Consider the following 17,601-nt stretch of genomic DNA (forward strand, 5'->3'; position numbering starts at 1 on the left):
TCAGCCCTCCCACACGGCGGAGGCCCGCCCGGGTGCGGTGAACGAGAAGTCGATGAATCCCGGGTAGAGGACCGGGACGACGACATTTACCTCCACGTCGTACAGGTCCCCACCGCCCGGCGGGCAGCTGATCTCGGCCTCCCAGGAGTCCGGCAGGTTCTTCCGCGCCGCCTGCTCGCAGACCTGCCCGGCCGCGCCCCAGCCCGCCGCGGCGCCCGCCCGGGCGCCCTCGTCCGCGGAGTTCCCCGCGAGCGAGAACGAGTAGCCGACGAGCGCCGCCTGCCAGAGCAGGACCAGCGTCGCCAGGATGATCGGCACCATTCCGGTGAACTCCACCGCGGTCTGCCCGCGGTCGTCCCCCACCACGGTCCCGCTCCGGAGAGCACGCCTCCGGGCGGCCGGCCCGGTCCCCATGTGCCTCCGGCCCGTCACCCGACCCCCGACGGTCCGCACACCGGCGCGACGCCGGTCGGCGGGACGCCCGTCGGTAACCCTCCGGTCCGTACCTGCCACGATGTGCATCGCTTCAACTCGCCCCCTCGGTCTCCGGCCCCTCAGGACCTTCTCCGGATGCCCAGGGCACCCCGGTCGCTCCTCAACTTTCCCTGCTTCTGCGGTGCTTCATTCGCCTTCACCAGTCCCAGCTCCCCCGCCAGTCCCCACAGCGCCTGCTTGACGGTGGACTTGGCCTCGAGGTCCTGCATCCGGCCGGCGTCCACGAGGGCCTGCAGTTCCTTGAAGTTGGCGGGGATGACGACCCGGGAGACCCGGGTGGAGGTGATCCGCTCGACGAGCGGGGGCTGTATCTCCGCGTTGCGCACATAGCGGTTGACGACGGTCACGGTCTCCTCCGCCTTGCGGATCTGGAGCCTGTCCCAGAGCCTGACCATGCGCTTGGCCGCGCGTACGGCGACCACGTCCGGCGTGGTGACGAGCAGCGTCGTGTCGGCCATCTCGATCGCCGCCGCGTTGGCGCCGTTCATATGGCTGCCGCAGTCGACGACCACGACCTCGTAGCGGTTCCGCAGGGCGCTGACGATCTGGCGCACCGAGCGCTCGGTGACCTCCTCGCCGCGCTCGCCCTCGCCGGGGGCGAGCAGCAGCCCGATCCCGGTCTCGTGGGTGTAGACCGCGTCCTGCAGGACGCGCGGCGAGATGTCCTGGATGCCCGCGAGGTCGACGATCGAGCGCCGGAACTGGACGTCCAGGTACGAGGCGACGTCGCCCGACTGCAGATCGAGGTCGGCGAGGGCGACGGTCATCCCGCCGGCCCTGGCGGCCAGGGCGAGCTGGACGGCGGTGAGCGTGGTGCCGACGCCCCCTTTGGCGCCGCTGACCGTGACGACCGTACCGCCGGGGCCGGTGAACACATCGCCGCCGGAGCCCAGATGGCGCCGTACGCCGACCGACCACGCGGCCGCCGCCTGCACTCGCTGGACGAGCTCCTCGTAGGAGAGGGGCAGGCCGACCAGGCCGCGGGCGCCGGAGTCCATCGCGGCCGAGTACAGGCCGGGGCTCGCGTCGGCGGTGACCAGGATGACCCCGACCGCGGGGAAGCGCAGGGCCACCTCCCGGATCAGTTCGAGTGCGGGCACCGGACCGATCCGCTCGTGGACCAGGACGACCTCCGGGAGCTCGTCCACGGACTCCGCGGCGAGCCGCGCCAGGGTGTCGATCAGCGATGTCGAGTCACCGACCGGCCCCGCCGGCTCCGCTTCCGGGAGCTGGCTGAGCAGGGTGGTGATGGACCGGGCGGCGTCGGCGTCACCGACGGCCGGGAGGATTCTGGTCGTCATCCGTCTCTCACTTGTCCCCTTCGAGGGTGTAAGTACCCTCCCCCGGGCGCAGTTGGGTCGAACCGCCGTCCGCGAGCAGCGCCAGCCGCACGTTCACCGCGAACGACTCGGCGTACGCGACGCGCTGGACGTCCTTGGTGTTGAGCGCGAAGGTGATCGGGACGGCCTCGCGCAGCGCGCCCCGCCTGTCGCCCTCCTTGGGCTCGAGCGCGGTGAGCCGGCCGACGTCGATGACCCGGGCGTTGGGGACGATGACGCGGGACTGCGCCTTCGCCCCGCCCTGGTCGTCACCGGCGAAGGTGGCGTAGATGTTGACGGAGTCGCCGGCTCTGATCTTGCCCGCCACGCCCGTCGCTGCGTCGATCATGATGGCTATCTCCTGCTCGTCTCGGTCGAGGGCCGGGCGCTTGACGAACATGTCGTCCTGGAGCAGCGAGCCCTTCTTGAGCTGGGTGACGGCCACCTTCCCGTCGACGACCGAGACGTCGGTCACCGCGTTCTCGGAGAGCCAGCGCTTCGGCATGGTGATCTTCTCGAACTGGTTCGGCTGCAGTGCCTGGTACGGGGCGACGTCGGACTTGACCCGGTACGCGGTGACCTCGGGCCCGACCTTGGAATTCACGTCGCTGATCACCGAGAGCACACCGGCGAACGCGCCGAAGGCACACAGGACCGAGAGGAGCAGCAGGATGACGCCGCGGCGTTGGCGTGAATTCATGAGCGGGGCAACCTCGATGGAAGACGTGGGCTGATGAGCGGACTGGTACGTGCGGTGGGGTGCGTATACGGCGGGGCCGCCACCGGTCCGCGCCCACCGCACCGGCGGCGCATTACGACCCGCGGTGCATCGGTGTTCCTTCGCCTAGGACACCTGTGGGATGCGTTCGGTTCTCGGCCGGGGCGAGTGGGGCCGAACAGAAACCGCAGCGGTCACCGATGAGTTCGATGCCGCACCAGGTGCACACCTCCCGTCGTACCGAGGAAACCAGCTGGTAGATCACGGAGATGTCGGGGAGGAAGGCGGCGAATTCGATCATCCGTGGGGTGCCCCACCATCTCGGGGAATCGGCCGGCAGTGCGGTCTCCTGGATTCCCTGGACCTGCCATGCGGGCGCCAGTGTCGCATTCACCCATTCCGACTGCAGCTGCCCTTTCGCCACCAGGAGCTGGGTGGCGAACTCGGGTCCGGTCAGCTCTCCGTGGCCGATTCTGACCAGCTGTGGACCGGGGTTGGCCACGACACCGAACTGCGAGCCGGGGACCCACGACTTGGCGTGGGACTTGAGGCTCACGGGGACGCGGTCGAGCTTGGTGACCGAGTTGAGCAGGGCGCCCGCGTGGATGTAGTGGGAGAGCAGCCGGGCGGCGGAGGCGACCACTCCGGCGCTGAAGTCGCAGACGGACAGCTGGCGCAGCTGCCGGACCAGCACGGACACCCCGAGCGGCGGAAGATCGAGCTTCAGCAGCGCGATCCGGTCGCTCTCCAGGACCGAGCGGACCGTGTGCAGTCTGCGCTCGTGGGCGGCGGTGATGGAGGCGGGGTAGAGGGCGACCACATAGCCGTTCTGCTCCACCAGGACCTGCATGTCGGCGAGTGCCGCGTCCAGCGGCTGGGTGTCCGGCGCGTGCAGCAGCGCGGCGGTGGGCGTATGGCTGTCCGTCGGCGGTAGCACCAGGTCGGCGCTGGTCACAGCAATCGCGGTCGGCACGCTGATTCCCCGTTCGGCTCCGGCCGCCGCAGCGACGGCGACGACCGCAGTTCCCCTGCTCTCCGTGCTTCTCCTGCATCAGCACTTTATCCACGTCCAACAGGTTCAGAGAACAGCTTTCGGCACCCGGTGACCCGACACTCACGCAATGCTCACCGGTCAAAGCGGACGAAGCCGCCAGAGGTTAACTCCTGTATCAGCGAGGGGATTTCAGGAGTCGTTCCTTCGCAATTCGGCTCCTCGGCGCTTCGCGCCCCGCGCCGCTCGTCTCCACATGTCCCGTGCGCCGCGCTCCGATCGGCCCGGCCGGGGCCCAACCCGCCGCCTGGGCCCGGAATGGGGCCCCAGGGCCCACGCCCCGGGCGCCCGGCATCCGTACCGTCCGATTCCGGTCGGTGAGAGCAGCGGTCCGACGACCGCAGGCCAGTGGGTCGGCAGGTCGGAGGGGCCGCCCGCCAGCCGGTGGGCCGGAGGGCCTGAGGGCCGGAAGGTCCGTGGGCCGGAGAGGGACGGGCATGGGACGGGAAGGACACACGGCTCCGCCGCGCGGACGCGGACGGGGCCCCCGCGACCGGGGCGCCGCCGCCTCGGAGTACGTGGGGGTGATCGTCGTCTCCGCCGCCGTGGTCGGGGCCCTCGTCGGCACGGGCGTCGACGGGACCATCGCCGACACGCTGCGCTGTCTCGTCACCTTCGGCGGGTCCTGCGGTACTCCGGGAGGGGGCGATGCGGCCCCCGGGACCGACGCCGACTACGAACCCGCGCTCTGCCAGATCTCCTCGGTCAGCGACAAGGCCGGCGCCAAGGGGAAGCTGCTGTTCATCGAGTGGGGCGAGGAGTACGGCTTCCAGCAGCAGACGTTCCGGTCGAAGACGGACGTCAACAAGGACGGCACGGTCGACGAGAACGACCAGCAGGTACTGATGACCTTCACGGACGCCGCCTCCATCGCCGCCAGGAAGGACTGGAAGCCGGGCGCCAAGGTCGGGCGGTTCGGCTCGGACAAGGTCGAGCTGGGCGCCGGGATCAAGGTCACCAACGGGGACACCTGGGTGTTCGACAGCGAGGCGGACGCGAAGGCGTTCCGCGACGACCTCGAGAGCCTGAAGACGTACGAGGTGGCCAACCGGCACTCCAGCGCCCGGGGCGGCGGACTGGGCAACAGCATCCTCTATCTCTTCGGCAAGGGCCCCATGGCCGAGGAGGAGAAGCTGCGCGACCGCATCGAGGAGCAGCTGGGCGACCGGCACATCAGCCACGGCAAGGTGGGTATCGAGGCGAGCGCCGCCGCCGGCCTGAAGCTCTCGCCCGGCGACGAGCGGAAGCTGAGCGCCGCACTGGGCGGGAACTTCAGGTTCTCCCCCGAGGCGACGTGGACCGACAACGACTTCAAGGGCACCAAGTCCTACACCTACAGCGCGTCGATCGAGTACGGCACGAAGGTCGGGTACGAGGCCGGGCCCCTCGGCGGTGAGGCCTCCGCGTCCACCACGCAGACGGGGACCATCACCGTCACCCACGACAAGGAGACCGGTGAGCTGCTGCGGATCGACATGACGCGCACGGTCGAGAAGGGCGCCACGAAGGACGGGGTGAAGATCGGCGGCGACAACGGCCGGGACGGCGACGGCAAGCGCGGCGGAAGCGGTTCGGTCAAGGGCACCGACCAGGAGACGGGCATCGAGGTCGTCACCGACTCGATCGTCATCCCGCCCGGAGCCGAAGGGGCGAGGCAGCGCGCGGTGGCGCGGCAGTGGCTGGACGGGAACGGCCAGTACGCGGCGCCGTTCAGCTACATGTTCGACCATCACGCCCCGACGACGCGGCCGGGCGCGGACGACCCGTTCGGACAGCTGCTCTTCGACGAGGGTCTGTCGAGCCGCACGACGTACACGGGTCTGACCGACGCGGCGGAGTACGGCTTCGAGCTGAACCTGGGACTGAGTCTGGGCTTCTCGGTCTCGAGGGAGACGAAGGAGGAGATCCTCGATGACGCGGAGTTCCTGGGGGCGCCGCAGGGAGGCGGTCGGAGCTATGTCCCGTACGGCTACTGTGCGAACTGATCCCGGCGACAGGTGCACCGAGGCCGTGGGCAGACAGGGCACGGGCAGCAGGCACGGCGCCGGCACGGGCGGGCGGGCCGGACGCACGACCGGGCGAGCGACGGACCGGCGGGGCACGACCGGGCGGGCCGAGGGCATGCCGGCCGTGCCCGCGCGCGCCCGCGGCGGCGCGCGGCGGGCCGGCCTGCGGCTGGTCACGGCGGTCGCCCTGCTGGCCCTCGCCGGATGCGGATCGGACCAGGCCGCGTCGGTCGCTCCGAAGGGGTGGGGAACGCTGGAGACGCCGTCCGTCTCGGTCGCGCATCCGCCCGCGTTCAAGGAGCAGGGCGAGGCCGAGCGCAGCAGGTTCAACGCCGCCGCGGCGACACTGACCGAGGACGGCCGGGCGGTCGGCACGATCACCGTGCAGCTCGGCTTCACCGAGGCCGACTCGGCGGAGGAGGCGGCGATCGGTGCCGAGGCGGGGATCGCCCTCGGTTCCACGCCCAAGGGCCAGAAGGAGATCACCGTCGCGGGTCCGGAGGGTCGGCGCGAGGCACGGCGGATCGACTTCGAGTTCACCAGAGGACCGGACCGGGTCCGGGGCGTGCTCGTCGCGGGACTGGACACGGCCAGGAAGGCGTACGCCGTGCGTGTCGACGCGGTGAAGGGACGGCTCGGCGACGACGATCTGAAGAAGATCGTCGAGTCGGTCGAGGTCAGGTAGGTCAGGCAGGGCCGGTGTCCGGCGCACCGCGCGGTGGGCTGCTGACGGGAGGCGGAGGACGATGACGAGGTACGGCTCTCCCGGGGCGTCCGCCCGGGAGGACGGGAGGCCTGGAGCGGCGCTGTTCGCGCTGGCGCGGGCCTGGGCGGCCGGGGTCGTCGTCCTGCTCTTCACGGAGTACGTGCAGGCGACGGTGGTCTACGAGCACGTGGCGACCGCCGCGCGGATGGAGACGTTCGGCGGACGGCTGCTGCTGGTCCATCTGCCGAACGCGCTGTGCATCGCGCTCGCCGTCTGGGCGGCGGCGCGGATCCACCGCGCTCCCTTCCGGGACTCGGTGCCGCGGCATCTGACGGCGGCGCTCGCCGTGCCGGTCGCGGCCCAGCTGCTGAACATGGGGCTCCAGTGGGAGCGGCTGGCCGCCGAGGGGCTGCTGATGTCCAACGCCGTACTGGTACTGGGGTGTGTCGCGGGTTGTGCGGCGGACCGGCTGCAGGAGGACGCCTGAGGGGTGGTCGGCGGTCGCGAGGCCGGGCCCGGTCCCCTGGGGACCGGGCCGCTTTCGTATACGGGGTTCCGCCAGAGGCCTTGACAACCCGATTGGTCTGGACCAGCTTGGGGCCAGCGGTGGCCACCGTTCCGTACCTCCTCCCCCACTCCCCCACGGAGGCAGCAAAGTGGACCGCACCACACGCAGACGCAGATGGCTCGGCGGAGTGCTGGCGCTGGCCGTCGGCGCCGGGCTCGGGCTGACCGGTGGGGCCGGCACCGCGCTGGCCGCCGACGTCAACAACGCCAAGAACGCCGGGTTCGAGTCGGGACTCACGAACTGGACGTGCTCCGGCGGGAGCGGAGCCGTGGTGTCGTCGCCGGTGCACGGTGGGGCCTCGGCGCTCAGGGGCACGCCCTCCGGGCAGGACAACGCGAAGTGCTCGCAGACCGTGTCCGTGAAGCCCGACTCGACGTACCGGCTCAGCGCCTGGGTGCAGGGCTCCTACGTGTACCTGGGCGCGAGCGGGACGGGAACGACCGACGTGTCGGTCTGGACGCCCGGCGGCTCGGGCTGGTCCCAGCTGAGCACCACGTTCACGACGGGCCCGGCCACCACGTCGGTGACGGTCCACACCCACGGCTGGTACGGGCAGCCGGCCTACTTCGCCGACGACGTCTCGGTGTTCGGACCCGACGGGGGCGGCGGCGCTGACCCCGACCCGGTGGTGCCCCCGGCTCCGGGCGGGCTCACCGCGGGCGCGGTGACCTCGTCCTCCGTGGCGCTGAGCTGGTCCGGCTCGTCCGGCGCGACCGGATACCACGTGTACCGGAACGGCACCAGGGTCCAGACGGTCACCGGAACCTCGACGACCGTGACCGGGCTGGCCGCCTCGACGTCCTACCAGTTCCAGGTGTCCGCCGCGAACGCCGCAGGAGAGTCGGCGAAGTCGGCGCCGGTGACCGCGACGACGTCGGGCGGCGGCAACCCGGGCAACCCCTCGGTGCCGAAACACGCGGTGACCGGCTACTGGCAGAACTTCGACAACGGCGCGACCGTGCAGAAGCTGCGGGACGTGTCGTCGCAGTACGACATCATCGCGGTCTCGTTCGCCGACTCGACCGCGACCGCCGGCGAGATCGTGTTCAACCTCGACCCGGCAGTCGGTTACGGATCCGTGGACGAGTTCAGGAGCGACATCGCCGCCAAGAAGAGCGCCGGGAAGTCGGTCATCCTCTCCGTCGGCGGTGAACGCGGCAACGTCACGATCAACAGCGACGCGTCCGCGACGGCCTTCGCCGACAGCGCGTACGCCCTGATGCAGAGCTACGGCTTCAGCGGGATCGACATCGACCTCGAACACGGCATCAACTCGGCGTATCTGACGAAGGCCCTGCGCCGGCTGTCGCAGAAGGCGGGCTCGTCGCTGGTCCTGACGATGGCGCCGCAGACCATCGACATGCAGAACACCGGGACGGAGTACTTCAAGACCGCCCTCGCCGTGAAGGACATCCTCACCGTCGTCAACATGCAGTACTACAACAGCGGTTCGATGCTCGGCTGCGACCAGAAGGTCTACTCCCAGGGTTCGGTCGACTTCCTCACCGCGCTCGCCTGCATCCAGCTCGAGGGCGGCCTCGACCCGTCGCAGGTGGGGATCGGCGTTCCGGCCTCCACCCGGGGTGCCGGGAGCGGCTACGTCGATCCGCAGATCGTGAAGAACGCGCTGGACTGCCTCACCCGGGGCACCAACTGCGGCTCGTTCAAACCCTCGCGGACGTACCCCACCCTGCGCGGGGCGATGACCTGGTCGACGAACTGGGACGCGACGGCCGGCAACGCCTGGTCCAACGCGGTCGGACCACACGTGCACAACCTGCCCTGACCACGGGCGCGGCCGCGGACACCACACGCGGCCCTCCCGTCCACGCCGTCCTCGCCGTCCTTCCCGGACAGGCAGCGCCACCGCCCCACCGGTGGCGCTGCCGCCGTTCGGGCGTTCAGTACACCGGCGGCCGCCGGGACAGGTGGAAGTGGACCACCGGCGCCACTTCCTCCAGCCACTCCCGCAACAGGGCCTTGCGGCGGGCGGTGATCCGGGACTCGTAGAGCAGTCCGCTGACGTGGGCGACGGCCACCATGAGGACGGTGCCGTAGGGGGCTGGGGCGTAGTGGACGGTCCGGATCTGCGCCCAGGGGAACTCCGTGGTGTGGCCCTGGATCTCCAGGGCCACACCAGAGCCGTCGACGACGACGGAGTTGGTGCGGTCGTGTGCGATGAACTCCGGTTCCTCGGCGTGCGCCGGGCCGCCGTGGGGCCGAGGCGGCGGCCCGGGGTGCGCCTGCGTCGGCACCGGCTGCCCGTACTGCTGCCCGTACGGGGATGCCGGCTGCCCGTACGGGTACGGCTGGGGCGGCCCGTAGCCGCCCGGCCCGTACCCGCCCGTCCGCGACGGGCCGTAGGGCGCCTGCGGGGGCACCGGTACGGGCGGGCCGAAGCCGGGCGGCGGTCCGGCGGCCGGAGGGTTCTGGTCGGGAAATCCGCCGTACGTCATGCCCGCCAGTATGGCGGCACCCTCACCAGGGGAGTTCACGCACCTGCTGGACGCACAGCACGACGAAGAGCAGCCCCGCCACACCCAGCATCGCGTTGCTCAGCATCCCGTTGCGCCACTCCCGCGGGGTGCGCGAGGAGTTGAGCAGCCACACCAGGGTCAGCGCCAGGAACGGCATGAAGAACGCCCCGATCACTCCGTACACGATGACGAGACCGAACGGCTGGTCGAGGAACAGCAGCGAGATCGGCGGGAAGGTGAGCCACAGCAGATAGGCGCGGAACGCCGGCGACTTCTCGCGCGGTGTCCCGGCCGGCGCGAGCGACGGCCGGTAGTGGGCGACGAAGTCCGCGAACAGCAGGCTGACGCCGTGCCAGACGCCGATCAGCGAGGTGAACGACGTGGCGAAGAAGCCGACGAGGAAGAGTTTGGCCGTGGTGGCGCCGTAGCGGTCCTCCAGGATCGTGCCGAGGTCCAGCAGGCCCTTGTCCCCCTTGGTGATCGCGATCCCCGAGGAGTGCAGCAGCTCGGCACCGACGAAGAGCATCGCGACCACGAAGATCCCCGTGGTGAGGTAGGCGACGCGGTTGTCGAGCCGCATGACCTTCATCCAGCCGGTGTTGTTCCAGCCCTTGGCGTTGACCCAGTAGCCGTACGCGGCGAGCGTGATGGTGCCGCCGACGCCACCGATCAGACCGAGCGTGTAGACGAGGGAGCCCTCCGGGAGGACGGGTACGAGCCCGGCGAACGCGTCGCCCAGGTTCGGCGCGACACGCACCGCCAGATAGACCGTGACCAGGAACATGACGCCCACCAGGACCGTCATGACCTTCTCGAAGACGGCGTACCGGTTGAACCAGACGAAGACGAGCCCGACGAGGCCGCAGAGGATGCCCCACCACTTGAGGCCCATCGCGTCGGGGAAGAGCGCACCGAGCGGCAGCGCGCTGGAGGACATCGCGGCCGCTCCGTAGACGAAGCCCCAGACGACGACGTAACCGACGAAGTAGACCGTGGTCCAGCGGCCGAGGCTGCGCCAGCCGTCGAAGAGGGTGCGGCCGGTGGCGAGGTGCCAGCGCCCCGCCGCCTCCGCCAATGAGATCTTCACCAGGCAGCCGACGACCGCGGCCCACAGGAGCGTGTAGCCGAACTTGCTGCCCGCGATCAGGGTGGCGACGAGGTCCCCCGCGCCGACGCCGGTCGCGGCGACGACGATGCCCGGGCCGATGTGACGCCAACTCGCCCGGCGCGTCACCGGGACCGCCGCCCGTCCTTCTCGGTCTTCCGTCGTGTCCGCCATACGTGTGGTCCTGCCTTCCCGTTCGTGCCGTGCGTCCCGTACCTCGGCCAACCGGTGTCCGACGTGTGCTATTGACCGGGGCATGCCATACCCCGACCATGTGCCCGACACACCAGAACCACCGTCAGCACATCCGCACGTCGCATCCAGCCACCCCCACACTCCCCACCCAGGAGACAGCATGCGACTTCGCACACGCGGCATCGGCACTCCCGGCCGCACCGGCAGACGCCGCGGCCGGAGGTCCGCCACCCGGTCCGCCACCCTCGCAGGCCTGCTGGCACTCGCCGTGGCGGTGCCCTTCACGGCGACCGCGTCCCCGGCACCGGAACCCGCGGGCTCCGCAGCCGCCGCGGCCGACGAGCAGACCCGCCAGTACGAGATCCACGGCCCGTCGACCGTCGCCGAACGCACGGCCGTCGCGGCCACCGGCGTCTCGATCGACGAGGTCCACGACCACACGGTCGTCGTCAGCGCCGACGCCGGCCAGGCCAGGCGGCTCCGCGCGCTCGGCCACGACCTGGAAGCGCTGCCCGCGCCGCCGTCCCGCAAGGCGGCGGGCACCTCGGCCGAGCCGTTCGACTTCCCGTCCGCCGACTCCCGGTACCACAACTACGCCGAGATGAACGCGGAGATCGACCAGCGCATCGCGGCCCACCCCGACATCATGAGCAAGCGGGTGATCGGCAAGTCCTACCAGGGCCGCGACATCATCGCCGTCAAGGTCAGCGACAACGTCGGCAGCGACGAGGACGAGCCCGAGGTCCTCTTCACCCACCACCAGCACGCCCGTGAGCACCTCACGGTGGAGATGGCCCTCTACCTGCTGCGCGAGCTCGGCGACGACTACGGCTCGGACTCCCGGATCACCAACGCCGTCAACAGCCGGGAGATCTGGATCGTGCCGGACCTCAACCCGGACGGCGGCGAGTACGACATCGCCACCGGTTCCTACCGCAGCTGGCGCAAGAACCGCCAGCCCAACTCAGGGTCGTCGGCCGTCGGTACGGACCTGAATCGCAACTGGGACTTCAAGTTCGGCTGCTGCGGCGGCTCCTCCGGCTCCCCCGGCTCGGCGACCTACCGCGGCCGGGCCGCCGAGTCGGCCCCCGAGGTGAAGGTCGTCGCCGACTTCGTGCGCTCCCGCGTCGTCGGGGGCAAGCAGCAGATCACGGCGGGCATCGACTTCCACACCTACAGCGAACTGGTGCTGTGGCCGTACGGCTACACCAAGGCCGACACGGCCCCCGGCATGACCCAGGACGACCGCGACGCCTTCGCCACCGTCGGCCGGAAGATGGCCGCGAGCAACGGCTACACCCCCGAGCAGTCCAGCGACCTGTACATCACGGACGGGTCGATCGACGACTGGCTGTGGGGCAGCCAGAAGATCTTCGGCTACACCTTCGAGCTGTACCCGAGGAGCTTCATCGGCGGCGGTTTCTACCCGCCCGACGAGGTGATCGAGCGGGAGACGAGCCGCAACCGCGACGCGGTGCTGCAACTGCTGGAGAACGCGGACTGCATGTACCGGTCGATCGGCAAGGAACAGCAGTACTGCTCCTGAACCGTGCGGTGCCGTCCGAACGGGCGGCACCGGCGCAGGCCCGGCGGATTCCGCCGGGCCTGCGCCCGTTCCTCCTCCCGGACGCCGTGGCCCCGGCGCCCCGCCGAGCCCGGTCGGCGTACCCGCCTCTTCCACGGACCGCCCGGCCGCCGTCCGGCCGGACGGGGTACGACATGTCCGCCGGCCGTCGCCGTCGGGCACGTCGAGGCGGTTTGCGCACGGCCCGCGTGTGCTCCGGGCGCGGATCTCGTACGCGAGGGTGGCATGTGACCAGGGGCCCGCCGGGGAGACCGCGCACACGACACCACCGACCGCCGCGGCCGCCGCGGCCGCCGCGGTCCCCCTGACGCGCCCACGGCGGTCGCGGCCTGGTCTGATGGGTCCACCGCCCCGGCACCCGGCCGGGGTGCCGGACAGTCCGAGCGTGCTGGGCGACGCGGCGTCGCCCAGCACGCGACAGCATGCCGAGGAGGCACGCCATGCCCGCCGACAACACCGTCGAAGGCCTCGACCGGCTCGCCCGCGAGACCGTCGACCACCGTTTCAAGGCGCTCCCCCCGGACGCCGAGGGCCTCACCGTCGGCGAGCTGGCCGCCCAGCGGCGCAACCTCTTCACCGGTGGCTTCACCACTCCCGTACTCGCCCTCTCCGCGGAGTCCCTGGAGCACAACCTCGCGCTGCTGGAGAGCTACGCCGAGCGCCACGGCCTCGCGTTCGCCCCGCACGGCAAGACTTCCATGTCGCCACAGCTGTTCGCCCGCCAGCTGGAGCGCGGGGCCTGGGGCATCACCGCCGCCGTCCCGCACCAGCTCCGCGTCTACCGCGCCCACGGGATCCGGCACGTCTTCCTCGCCAACGAACTCGTCGACCCGGTGGCGCTGCGCTGGCTCGCCGGTGAGCTGGAGCGGGATCCGGACTTCCGGTTCATCTGCTACGTCGACTCCGTGCGAGGCGTGGAGCTGATGGACGAGGCGCTGCGCGGCGCCGCCAGGCCCGTGGAGGTCGTGGTCGAACTCGGCGCCGGCGAGGGCGCGCGTACCGGTGCCCGCAGCGACGCCGACTGCACCGCCGTCGCCGCGGCGGTCGCCGCGGCGACGAACCTGCGGCTGGTCGGTGTCGCGGGCTACGAGGGCGAGGTCCCGGACGCGACGCCCGAGCGGGTGCGCGACTGGCTGCACCGGCTCGTCTCACTGGCCGTCACCCTCGACGAGGACGGCCGCTTCGCGGCCACGGACGAGATCGTGGTCAGCGCCGGGGGCAGCGCCTGGTTCGACACGGTCGCCGAGGTGTTCGCGGAGCTTCCCGAACTGTCCCGCCCGGTGCTCAGGCTGCTGCGCTCCGGTGCGTACGTCTCCCACGACGACGGCCACTACAGGCAGCTGACGCCGTTCAACCGGGTGCCCGAGGAGGGCGCGCTGGAGCCCGCGTTCCGGCTCTGGGCCCAGGTCGTGTCCCGGCCGTCCGGGCAGCAGGCGTTCGCCAACGCGGGCAAGCGCGACGCCGCGTACGACCTCGACCTCCCCGAGGCCCAGGTCGTCCGGGACGCCCGGGACGGGTCGGTGCGCCCGGCCGCCGGCATCACCGTCACCGGACTGTCGGACCAGCACGCCTGGCTTCGGACGGACGAGGACGCTGACCTGGAGGTCGGGGACTGGGTCGGGATGGGCCTGTCCCACCCGTGCACGTCGTTCGACAAGTGGCAGCTGATCCCAGTCGCCGAGGCGGACGGCACGGTCACCGACTACATCCGCACCTTCTTCTGATGCACCTCCCGAGCCACCCGCCGGCCCTTCGACCTGCGTCCCGCACGCGCTGATCGAACGGCACGTTCCAGCATGGCGAACGTGCCCTCACACATGCCGGAACTCCCTACGCAGGACACCAGCGCCCTCGTCGACGAGCGACGGGGAAGGCCGAAGGTCCACGTTCGCCGCCCCGGACGCGACGGGCACGGTGCCGGGGCGGACGTGCCGGGCGGCTACTTGAGGTAGACGAGGCCGTCGGTGGTGATGGTGGGGCGGCCGCTGGTGCCGACGACGACGATCTTGATGGTGTGTTTGGCGCTGGTGGTCCAGGTCTTGGTCCAGATCGCGTCGCGGTACTTGGTGGTGGACGACTTCAGGTCGACCGTGGCGGCCTTGACGCCGTCGACGTAGACGTACGCCTGTCCGGAGCCGGTGGCGCGGGAGACCACCCAGGCTGCGGACCTGCCGGTGAAGGTCCAGGTCAGGCTCGCGTTCTTGGAGGAGCTGGAGTAGGACTTGCCGCCCAGATAGCTGGTGGACGACTTGGTGCTCCAGGTACCGGACCGGGTGGCGGAGGTCTCCTGGAGGATCACCGGTGTTCCCGCGACGGAGGCGGCGGTGGTGTTGCCGGCCTGGTCGTAGGCGGTCATGGACCAGGTGGTCGCCGCACCCGACTTCGCCGTGTGGGCGGCGCTGTAGGTGGTCGGACCGTACGTCCTGGCCAGGGGTGCGGTCAGGCGCACCTCCTTCAGTGCGGCGCTGTCGGTCGCCTTCCAGCTCAGGGTGAGGGGGACGGCGGTGGTGTTGACGGTGCCGGTGCGCAGGGCGAGGGAGGGCTTGGTGGTGAAGGTGGGTGCCGTGGTCTCCGCGATGACGGTCGCTGCGGCGGACGTGGCGGTCTTGCCGGACTGGTGGACCGCCCGGACGCTGACCTTGCGGGTACCGGCGGCGAGGGTCGCCTTGGCGGAGGTCGCGGTGCCCGCGGTGGTCGCGGCTACCTTGCCGTCGACGAGCAGCTCGTACCGGGAGATCAGTGAGGTCGGGGTGGTGGACGACCAGTTCACGGTGACGGACGCCTTGGTGTAGTACGTCGTGCCGGATACCCCGGCGCCGGTGATCGATTTGATCGCCAGTCCGGTGACGGGGCCCCCGGCCCAGGAGCGGAGCGTGCCGAGCTGGGCGTAGAGGGCGTTGCCGGGGCACTGGGTGTTGTAGCCGTCGCGGTGACCGTGGATGGTGGGGAAGGTCAGCTGGGCGCCGCTTGCCCAGGTCTTTCCGGTGTAGTTGCGGCCGTCGGCGCCGGCGGTGAGCGTGGTGGTGCCGGCCGGGTCCACGCCGTACTGGCCGAGCTTCCACGCGGCGATCCGTGCGACGGAGACCATGGCGGCCTGCGAGGGTGCGGTGTCGGTGTAGGTGCCCAGGACGGAGACGCCGGTGGTCTCGGAGTTGAAACCGTAGGCGTGCGCGCCCATCACGGGCCGGCCGACGCCGCCCTTGCGGCCCTCGTAGATCGTGCCGCACTTGTCGACGAGGAAGTTGTAGCCGAGGTCTTTCCAGCCGAGCTGCTTGACGTGGTAGGCGTAGATGCCGCGCACGACCGCCGGAGCCTGCTCGCAGGTGTAGGAGTTCGACTCGGCGGTGTGGTGCACCACCACCGCCTTGATCTTCTCACCGGGCAGATAGCCGGGCTCCTCCGGGCTGATCGACTCGTCCGCACCCCAGCCGGCACGCGACGTGACCGGCGGCTGCGGCGCCGTCGAGGGAGGCGCAGGCGGCACGCTCACCGTAGGGGTGGCACTCGGCGCTCCGGACGTGGACTCGGACGGAGACGGGGACCCGCTCGGCGTCTCGGACGGGACCGGCGACTCGCTCACGGGAGGCTCGCCGGCGGGAGGCGCGGTCGGCTGCTCGTCGCCGGGAGAAGCCTCCGGCGCCGGGGCCTGCGAGGTCTCGATCCCGTCCGACGGCGAGTCTGTGGGCGTGGGCTGTTCGGTCTCCTCCACGGCGAATGCCGCCGGCTCCATTCCGGTGACCTTGCCGCTGCCGGGGTCGACCATGTCCAGCCGCAGCCCCGCGGGAAGACCGGAAGTCGTCGACGCCCCAGCGCGTACGCGCACTTCGACACCGTTCGATGCGCCGACCCAGGCAGGCTCGGTGCCACCACGCACGGCACCGCGCTCGCCCTGCCCACTGTCACCGTCGAGCCGGAGCCAGCGTGACCATTGGCCGGAATCCGACGACCGGGTGCGGACCTCGACCGTGCCGGCGAAGCGCGCCGCGGGATCGGTCCACGTCACGCCCAGCATGCTGAACCGCTCGGTGTCCCGCTGCGCCAGAGCCGCGGAGCGGCCGTCGTCGCTCGCCGTCAGTCGCTCCGTCCGGGACTGGGCCTTGACGGGACCGGGTCTGCCATCAGGCAGGACCTCACCCCCCGTACCGCCGGTCACCTGTTGGAAGACCAGCACTCCCACCAGCCCCACGACGGCCGTGGCCGCCGTGCCCCATAGCCCACGCCGCTTCATGCAGCCCACTCCTCATCCATAAACGACCGGAAATGGGCGACATGGGCACGACCGCGGTCGCACACCCTCCCCCTGTGGAGCGAGAACGTACACCGTCACGCGCCGGCGCCTGCACTCAGGAGGCACCGAAGAGGCATGACCGTCACGATTCTGGGCAGCAGACTCCGGATTCCTGTCACAGGTCGATATCGATCATGGGATGCCGGGCTCAAAACTGCCTGGACATAGGCCAGTTGGGACAGTTTGGGACCTTTTTTGATCTCTGTACGGTCACACACGTACTGCACAGGAAGTGCATACTTGTGATGAAGAGACCGAGGAATCATGACGATTCACAGTCCCACGCCCGAGGAGCGGGGACGGCTCTGGTCCGGGGGGAGCCTGCGCCACATAGCGGGCGGCCTCACCCTGGCATTGACCGTCACCCTGCTCGACGGCGCGAGTGCCGCCGCGGTACCGGGCTCAGAGGTGCAGTCCGCGCCGAAGAAACCGGCCGCCACCCAAGCGGCGGACATCCCGTCAGCTCGTGTCGCCGCCCGCTTGTCGGGGAAGCGGGTCGAGGCGCTCTCGGAGCGCACGGAGACGTCCACGACCTGGGCGAACAAGGACGGTTCGCTGACGACCGAGCTGACCGCCGGGCCAGTCCGGTTCCAGGACGACACGTCCGGTCAATGGCGTGACGTGGACCTGGATTTGTTCAGCCACTCAGGTGGTGTGGAGCCCAAGGCTCACCCCCGTGGGCTGAAGCTGGCGGGCAAGACGGGTGCCCCGGCCGCGTCCCTGAAGGCGGCCCAGGCGTCCAAGGCCGTCGATCTGGTCACCCTCGGCGAGGGCGATGAGCAGATCACGCTGCAGTGGAAGGGCGGGCTGCCCGCACCGAAGCTGGACGGCACACGCGCCGAGTATGTGAACGCCGTGCCCGGCGCTGACGTCGTCGTGGAGGCGACCCGCACCGGTTTCGAGCAGTTCGTCGAGATCAAGCAGAAGCCCGCCACCGAGGGCTACACCTACACCCTGCCGCTGAGGACCAAAGGCCTGAAGGTCAAGCAGCAGGCCGACGGCAGCGTGCTCTTCACGGACAGGAAGTCCAAGAAGCAGGCCGTCATGCCGGCGCCGGTGATGTGGGACGCCACCGTCGACAAGGTCTC

13 protein-coding genes and 1 pseudogene are annotated in these 17,601 nt (G+C 70.7%); 7 read left to right on the forward strand and 7 right to left on the reverse strand.

What is annotated here, in order from left to right:
- The 4 genes from QMZ92_RS25205 to QMZ92_RS25220 all read right to left on the reverse strand — a co-directional run bounded on the left by QMZ92_RS25205 (position 1) and on the right by QMZ92_RS25220 (position 3,487).
- Positions 1-366 carry a TadE/TadG family type IV pilus assembly protein gene (locus QMZ92_RS25205; protein ID WP_283299760.1) on the reverse strand — a complete coding sequence of 122 codons (366 nt, stop codon included), beginning with the start codon at positions 364-366 and terminating at the stop codon, positions 1-3.
- 188 nt (positions 367-554) lie between these two features.
- Positions 555-1,796: a CpaE/TadZ family protein gene (locus tag QMZ92_RS25210; RefSeq protein ID WP_283299761.1), complete on the reverse strand. Its 1,242-nt coding sequence runs from the start codon at positions 1,794-1,796 to the stop codon at positions 555-557.
- Positions 1,797-1,803: 7 nt separating this feature from the next.
- On the reverse strand, positions 1,804-2,514 hold the full coding sequence (cpaB, locus tag QMZ92_RS25215) for a Flp pilus assembly protein CpaB (protein ID WP_283299762.1): 711 nt from the start codon (positions 2,512-2,514) through the stop codon (positions 1,804-1,806).
- 112 nt (positions 2,515-2,626) lie between these two features.
- A complete protein-coding gene (locus tag QMZ92_RS25220) occupies positions 2,627-3,487 on the reverse strand; it encodes a hypothetical protein (RefSeq protein WP_283299775.1) in 861 nt (286 codons plus the stop codon).
- A gap of 533 nt (positions 3,488-4,020) precedes the next feature.
- Here QMZ92_RS25220 and QMZ92_RS25225 point away from each other — a divergent pair.
- The 4 genes from QMZ92_RS25225 to QMZ92_RS25240 all read left to right on the forward strand — a co-directional run bounded on the left by QMZ92_RS25225 (position 4,021) and on the right by QMZ92_RS25240 (position 8,649).
- Positions 4,021-5,568: a hypothetical protein gene (locus QMZ92_RS25225; protein WP_283299763.1), complete on the forward strand. Its 1,548-nt coding sequence runs from the start codon at positions 4,021-4,023 to the stop codon at positions 5,566-5,568.
- 25 nt (positions 5,569-5,593) lie between these two features.
- The gene (locus tag QMZ92_RS25230; protein WP_283299764.1) at positions 5,594-6,274 is read left to right on the forward strand and encodes a hypothetical protein; all 681 of its coding nucleotides are present in this window, start codon (positions 5,594-5,596) and stop codon (positions 6,272-6,274) included.
- Positions 6,275-6,335: 61 nt separating this feature from the next.
- Complete coding sequence (locus tag QMZ92_RS25235; RefSeq protein ID WP_283299765.1) at positions 6,336-6,782, forward strand: hypothetical protein; 447 nt, start codon at positions 6,336-6,338, stop codon at positions 6,780-6,782.
- Positions 6,783-6,951: 169 nt separating this feature from the next.
- Positions 6,952-8,649, forward strand: coding sequence for a chitinase (locus tag QMZ92_RS25240; RefSeq protein ID WP_283299766.1), 1,698 nt, complete (start codon positions 6,952-6,954; stop codon positions 8,647-8,649).
- Between the two features lie 115 nt (positions 8,650-8,764).
- Here the strand turns inward: QMZ92_RS25240 and QMZ92_RS25245 are convergent, their stop codons facing one another.
- Together QMZ92_RS25245 and QMZ92_RS25250 are read right to left on the reverse strand one after the other, a co-directional pair.
- Positions 8,765-9,319: a hypothetical protein gene (locus QMZ92_RS25245; RefSeq protein ID WP_283299767.1), complete on the reverse strand. Its 555-nt coding sequence runs from the start codon at positions 9,317-9,319 to the stop codon at positions 8,765-8,767.
- 22 nt (positions 9,320-9,341) lie between these two features.
- Positions 9,342-10,619, reverse strand: a complete 1,278-nt coding sequence (locus QMZ92_RS25250; protein WP_283299768.1) for an Nramp family divalent metal transporter — start codon at positions 10,617-10,619, stop codon at positions 9,342-9,344.
- Positions 10,620-10,800: 181 nt separating this feature from the next.
- Here QMZ92_RS25250 and QMZ92_RS25255 point away from each other — a divergent pair, with 181 nt between their 5' ends.
- Complete coding sequence (locus QMZ92_RS25255; protein WP_283299769.1) at positions 10,801-12,186, forward strand: M14 family metallopeptidase; 1,386 nt, start codon at positions 10,801-10,803, stop codon at positions 12,184-12,186.
- A 479-nt stretch (positions 12,187-12,665) separates the two neighbouring features.
- Positions 12,666-13,949, forward strand: a complete 1,284-nt coding sequence (locus QMZ92_RS25260; protein WP_283299770.1) for an amino acid deaminase — start codon at positions 12,666-12,668, stop codon at positions 13,947-13,949.
- Between the two features lie 215 nt (positions 13,950-14,164).
- On the opposite strand, the gene QMZ92_RS25265 is transcribed toward QMZ92_RS25260, so the two are convergent.
- Entirely contained in the window at positions 14,165-16,453 is a 2,289-nt protein-coding gene (locus QMZ92_RS25265; protein ID WP_283299772.1) for an N-acetylmuramoyl-L-alanine amidase, read from the reverse strand.
- A gap of 414 nt (positions 16,454-16,867) precedes the next feature.
- Here QMZ92_RS25265 and QMZ92_RS25270 point away from each other — a divergent pair.
- Positions 16,868-17,601: pseudogene (locus QMZ92_RS25270) on the forward strand (sugar-binding protein); the annotation flags it as partial.

The sequence above is a fragment of the Streptomyces sp. HNM0645 genome, from assembly GCF_030056615.1.
Classification (GTDB): Bacteria; Actinomycetota; Actinomycetes; order Streptomycetales; family Streptomycetaceae; genus Streptomyces; species Streptomyces marianii.

Bases quoted from the DNA above. Each gene is read 5' to 3' on its own strand.
- QMZ92_RS25260 (WP_283299770.1), top strand. From the start codon at position 12,666: ATGCCCGCCGACAACACCGTCGAAGGCCTCGACCGGCTCGCCCGCGAG.
- QMZ92_RS25245 (WP_283299767.1), bottom strand. From the start codon at position 9,319: ATGACGTACGGCGGATTTCCCGACCAGAACCCTCCGGCCGCCGGACCG.
- QMZ92_RS25235 (WP_283299765.1), top strand. From the start codon at position 6,336: ATGACGAGGTACGGCTCTCCCGGGGCGTCCGCCCGGGAGGACGGGAGG.
- cpaB (WP_283299762.1), bottom strand. From the start codon at position 2,514: ATGAATTCACGCCAACGCCGCGGCGTCATCCTGCTGCTCCTCTCGGTC.
- QMZ92_RS25225 (WP_283299763.1), top strand. From the start codon at position 4,021: ATGGGACGGGAAGGACACACGGCTCCGCCGCGCGGACGCGGACGGGGC.
- QMZ92_RS25210 (WP_283299761.1), bottom strand. From the start codon at position 1,796: ATGACGACCAGAATCCTCCCGGCCGTCGGTGACGCCGACGCCGCCCGG.
- QMZ92_RS25250 (WP_283299768.1), bottom strand. From the start codon at position 10,619: ATGGCGGACACGACGGAAGACCGAGAAGGACGGGCGGCGGTCCCGGTG.
- QMZ92_RS25255 (WP_283299769.1), top strand. From the start codon at position 10,801: ATGCGACTTCGCACACGCGGCATCGGCACTCCCGGCCGCACCGGCAGA.
- QMZ92_RS25265 (WP_283299772.1), bottom strand. From the start codon at position 16,453: ATGAAGCGGCGTGGGCTATGGGGCACGGCGGCCACGGCCGTCGTGGGG.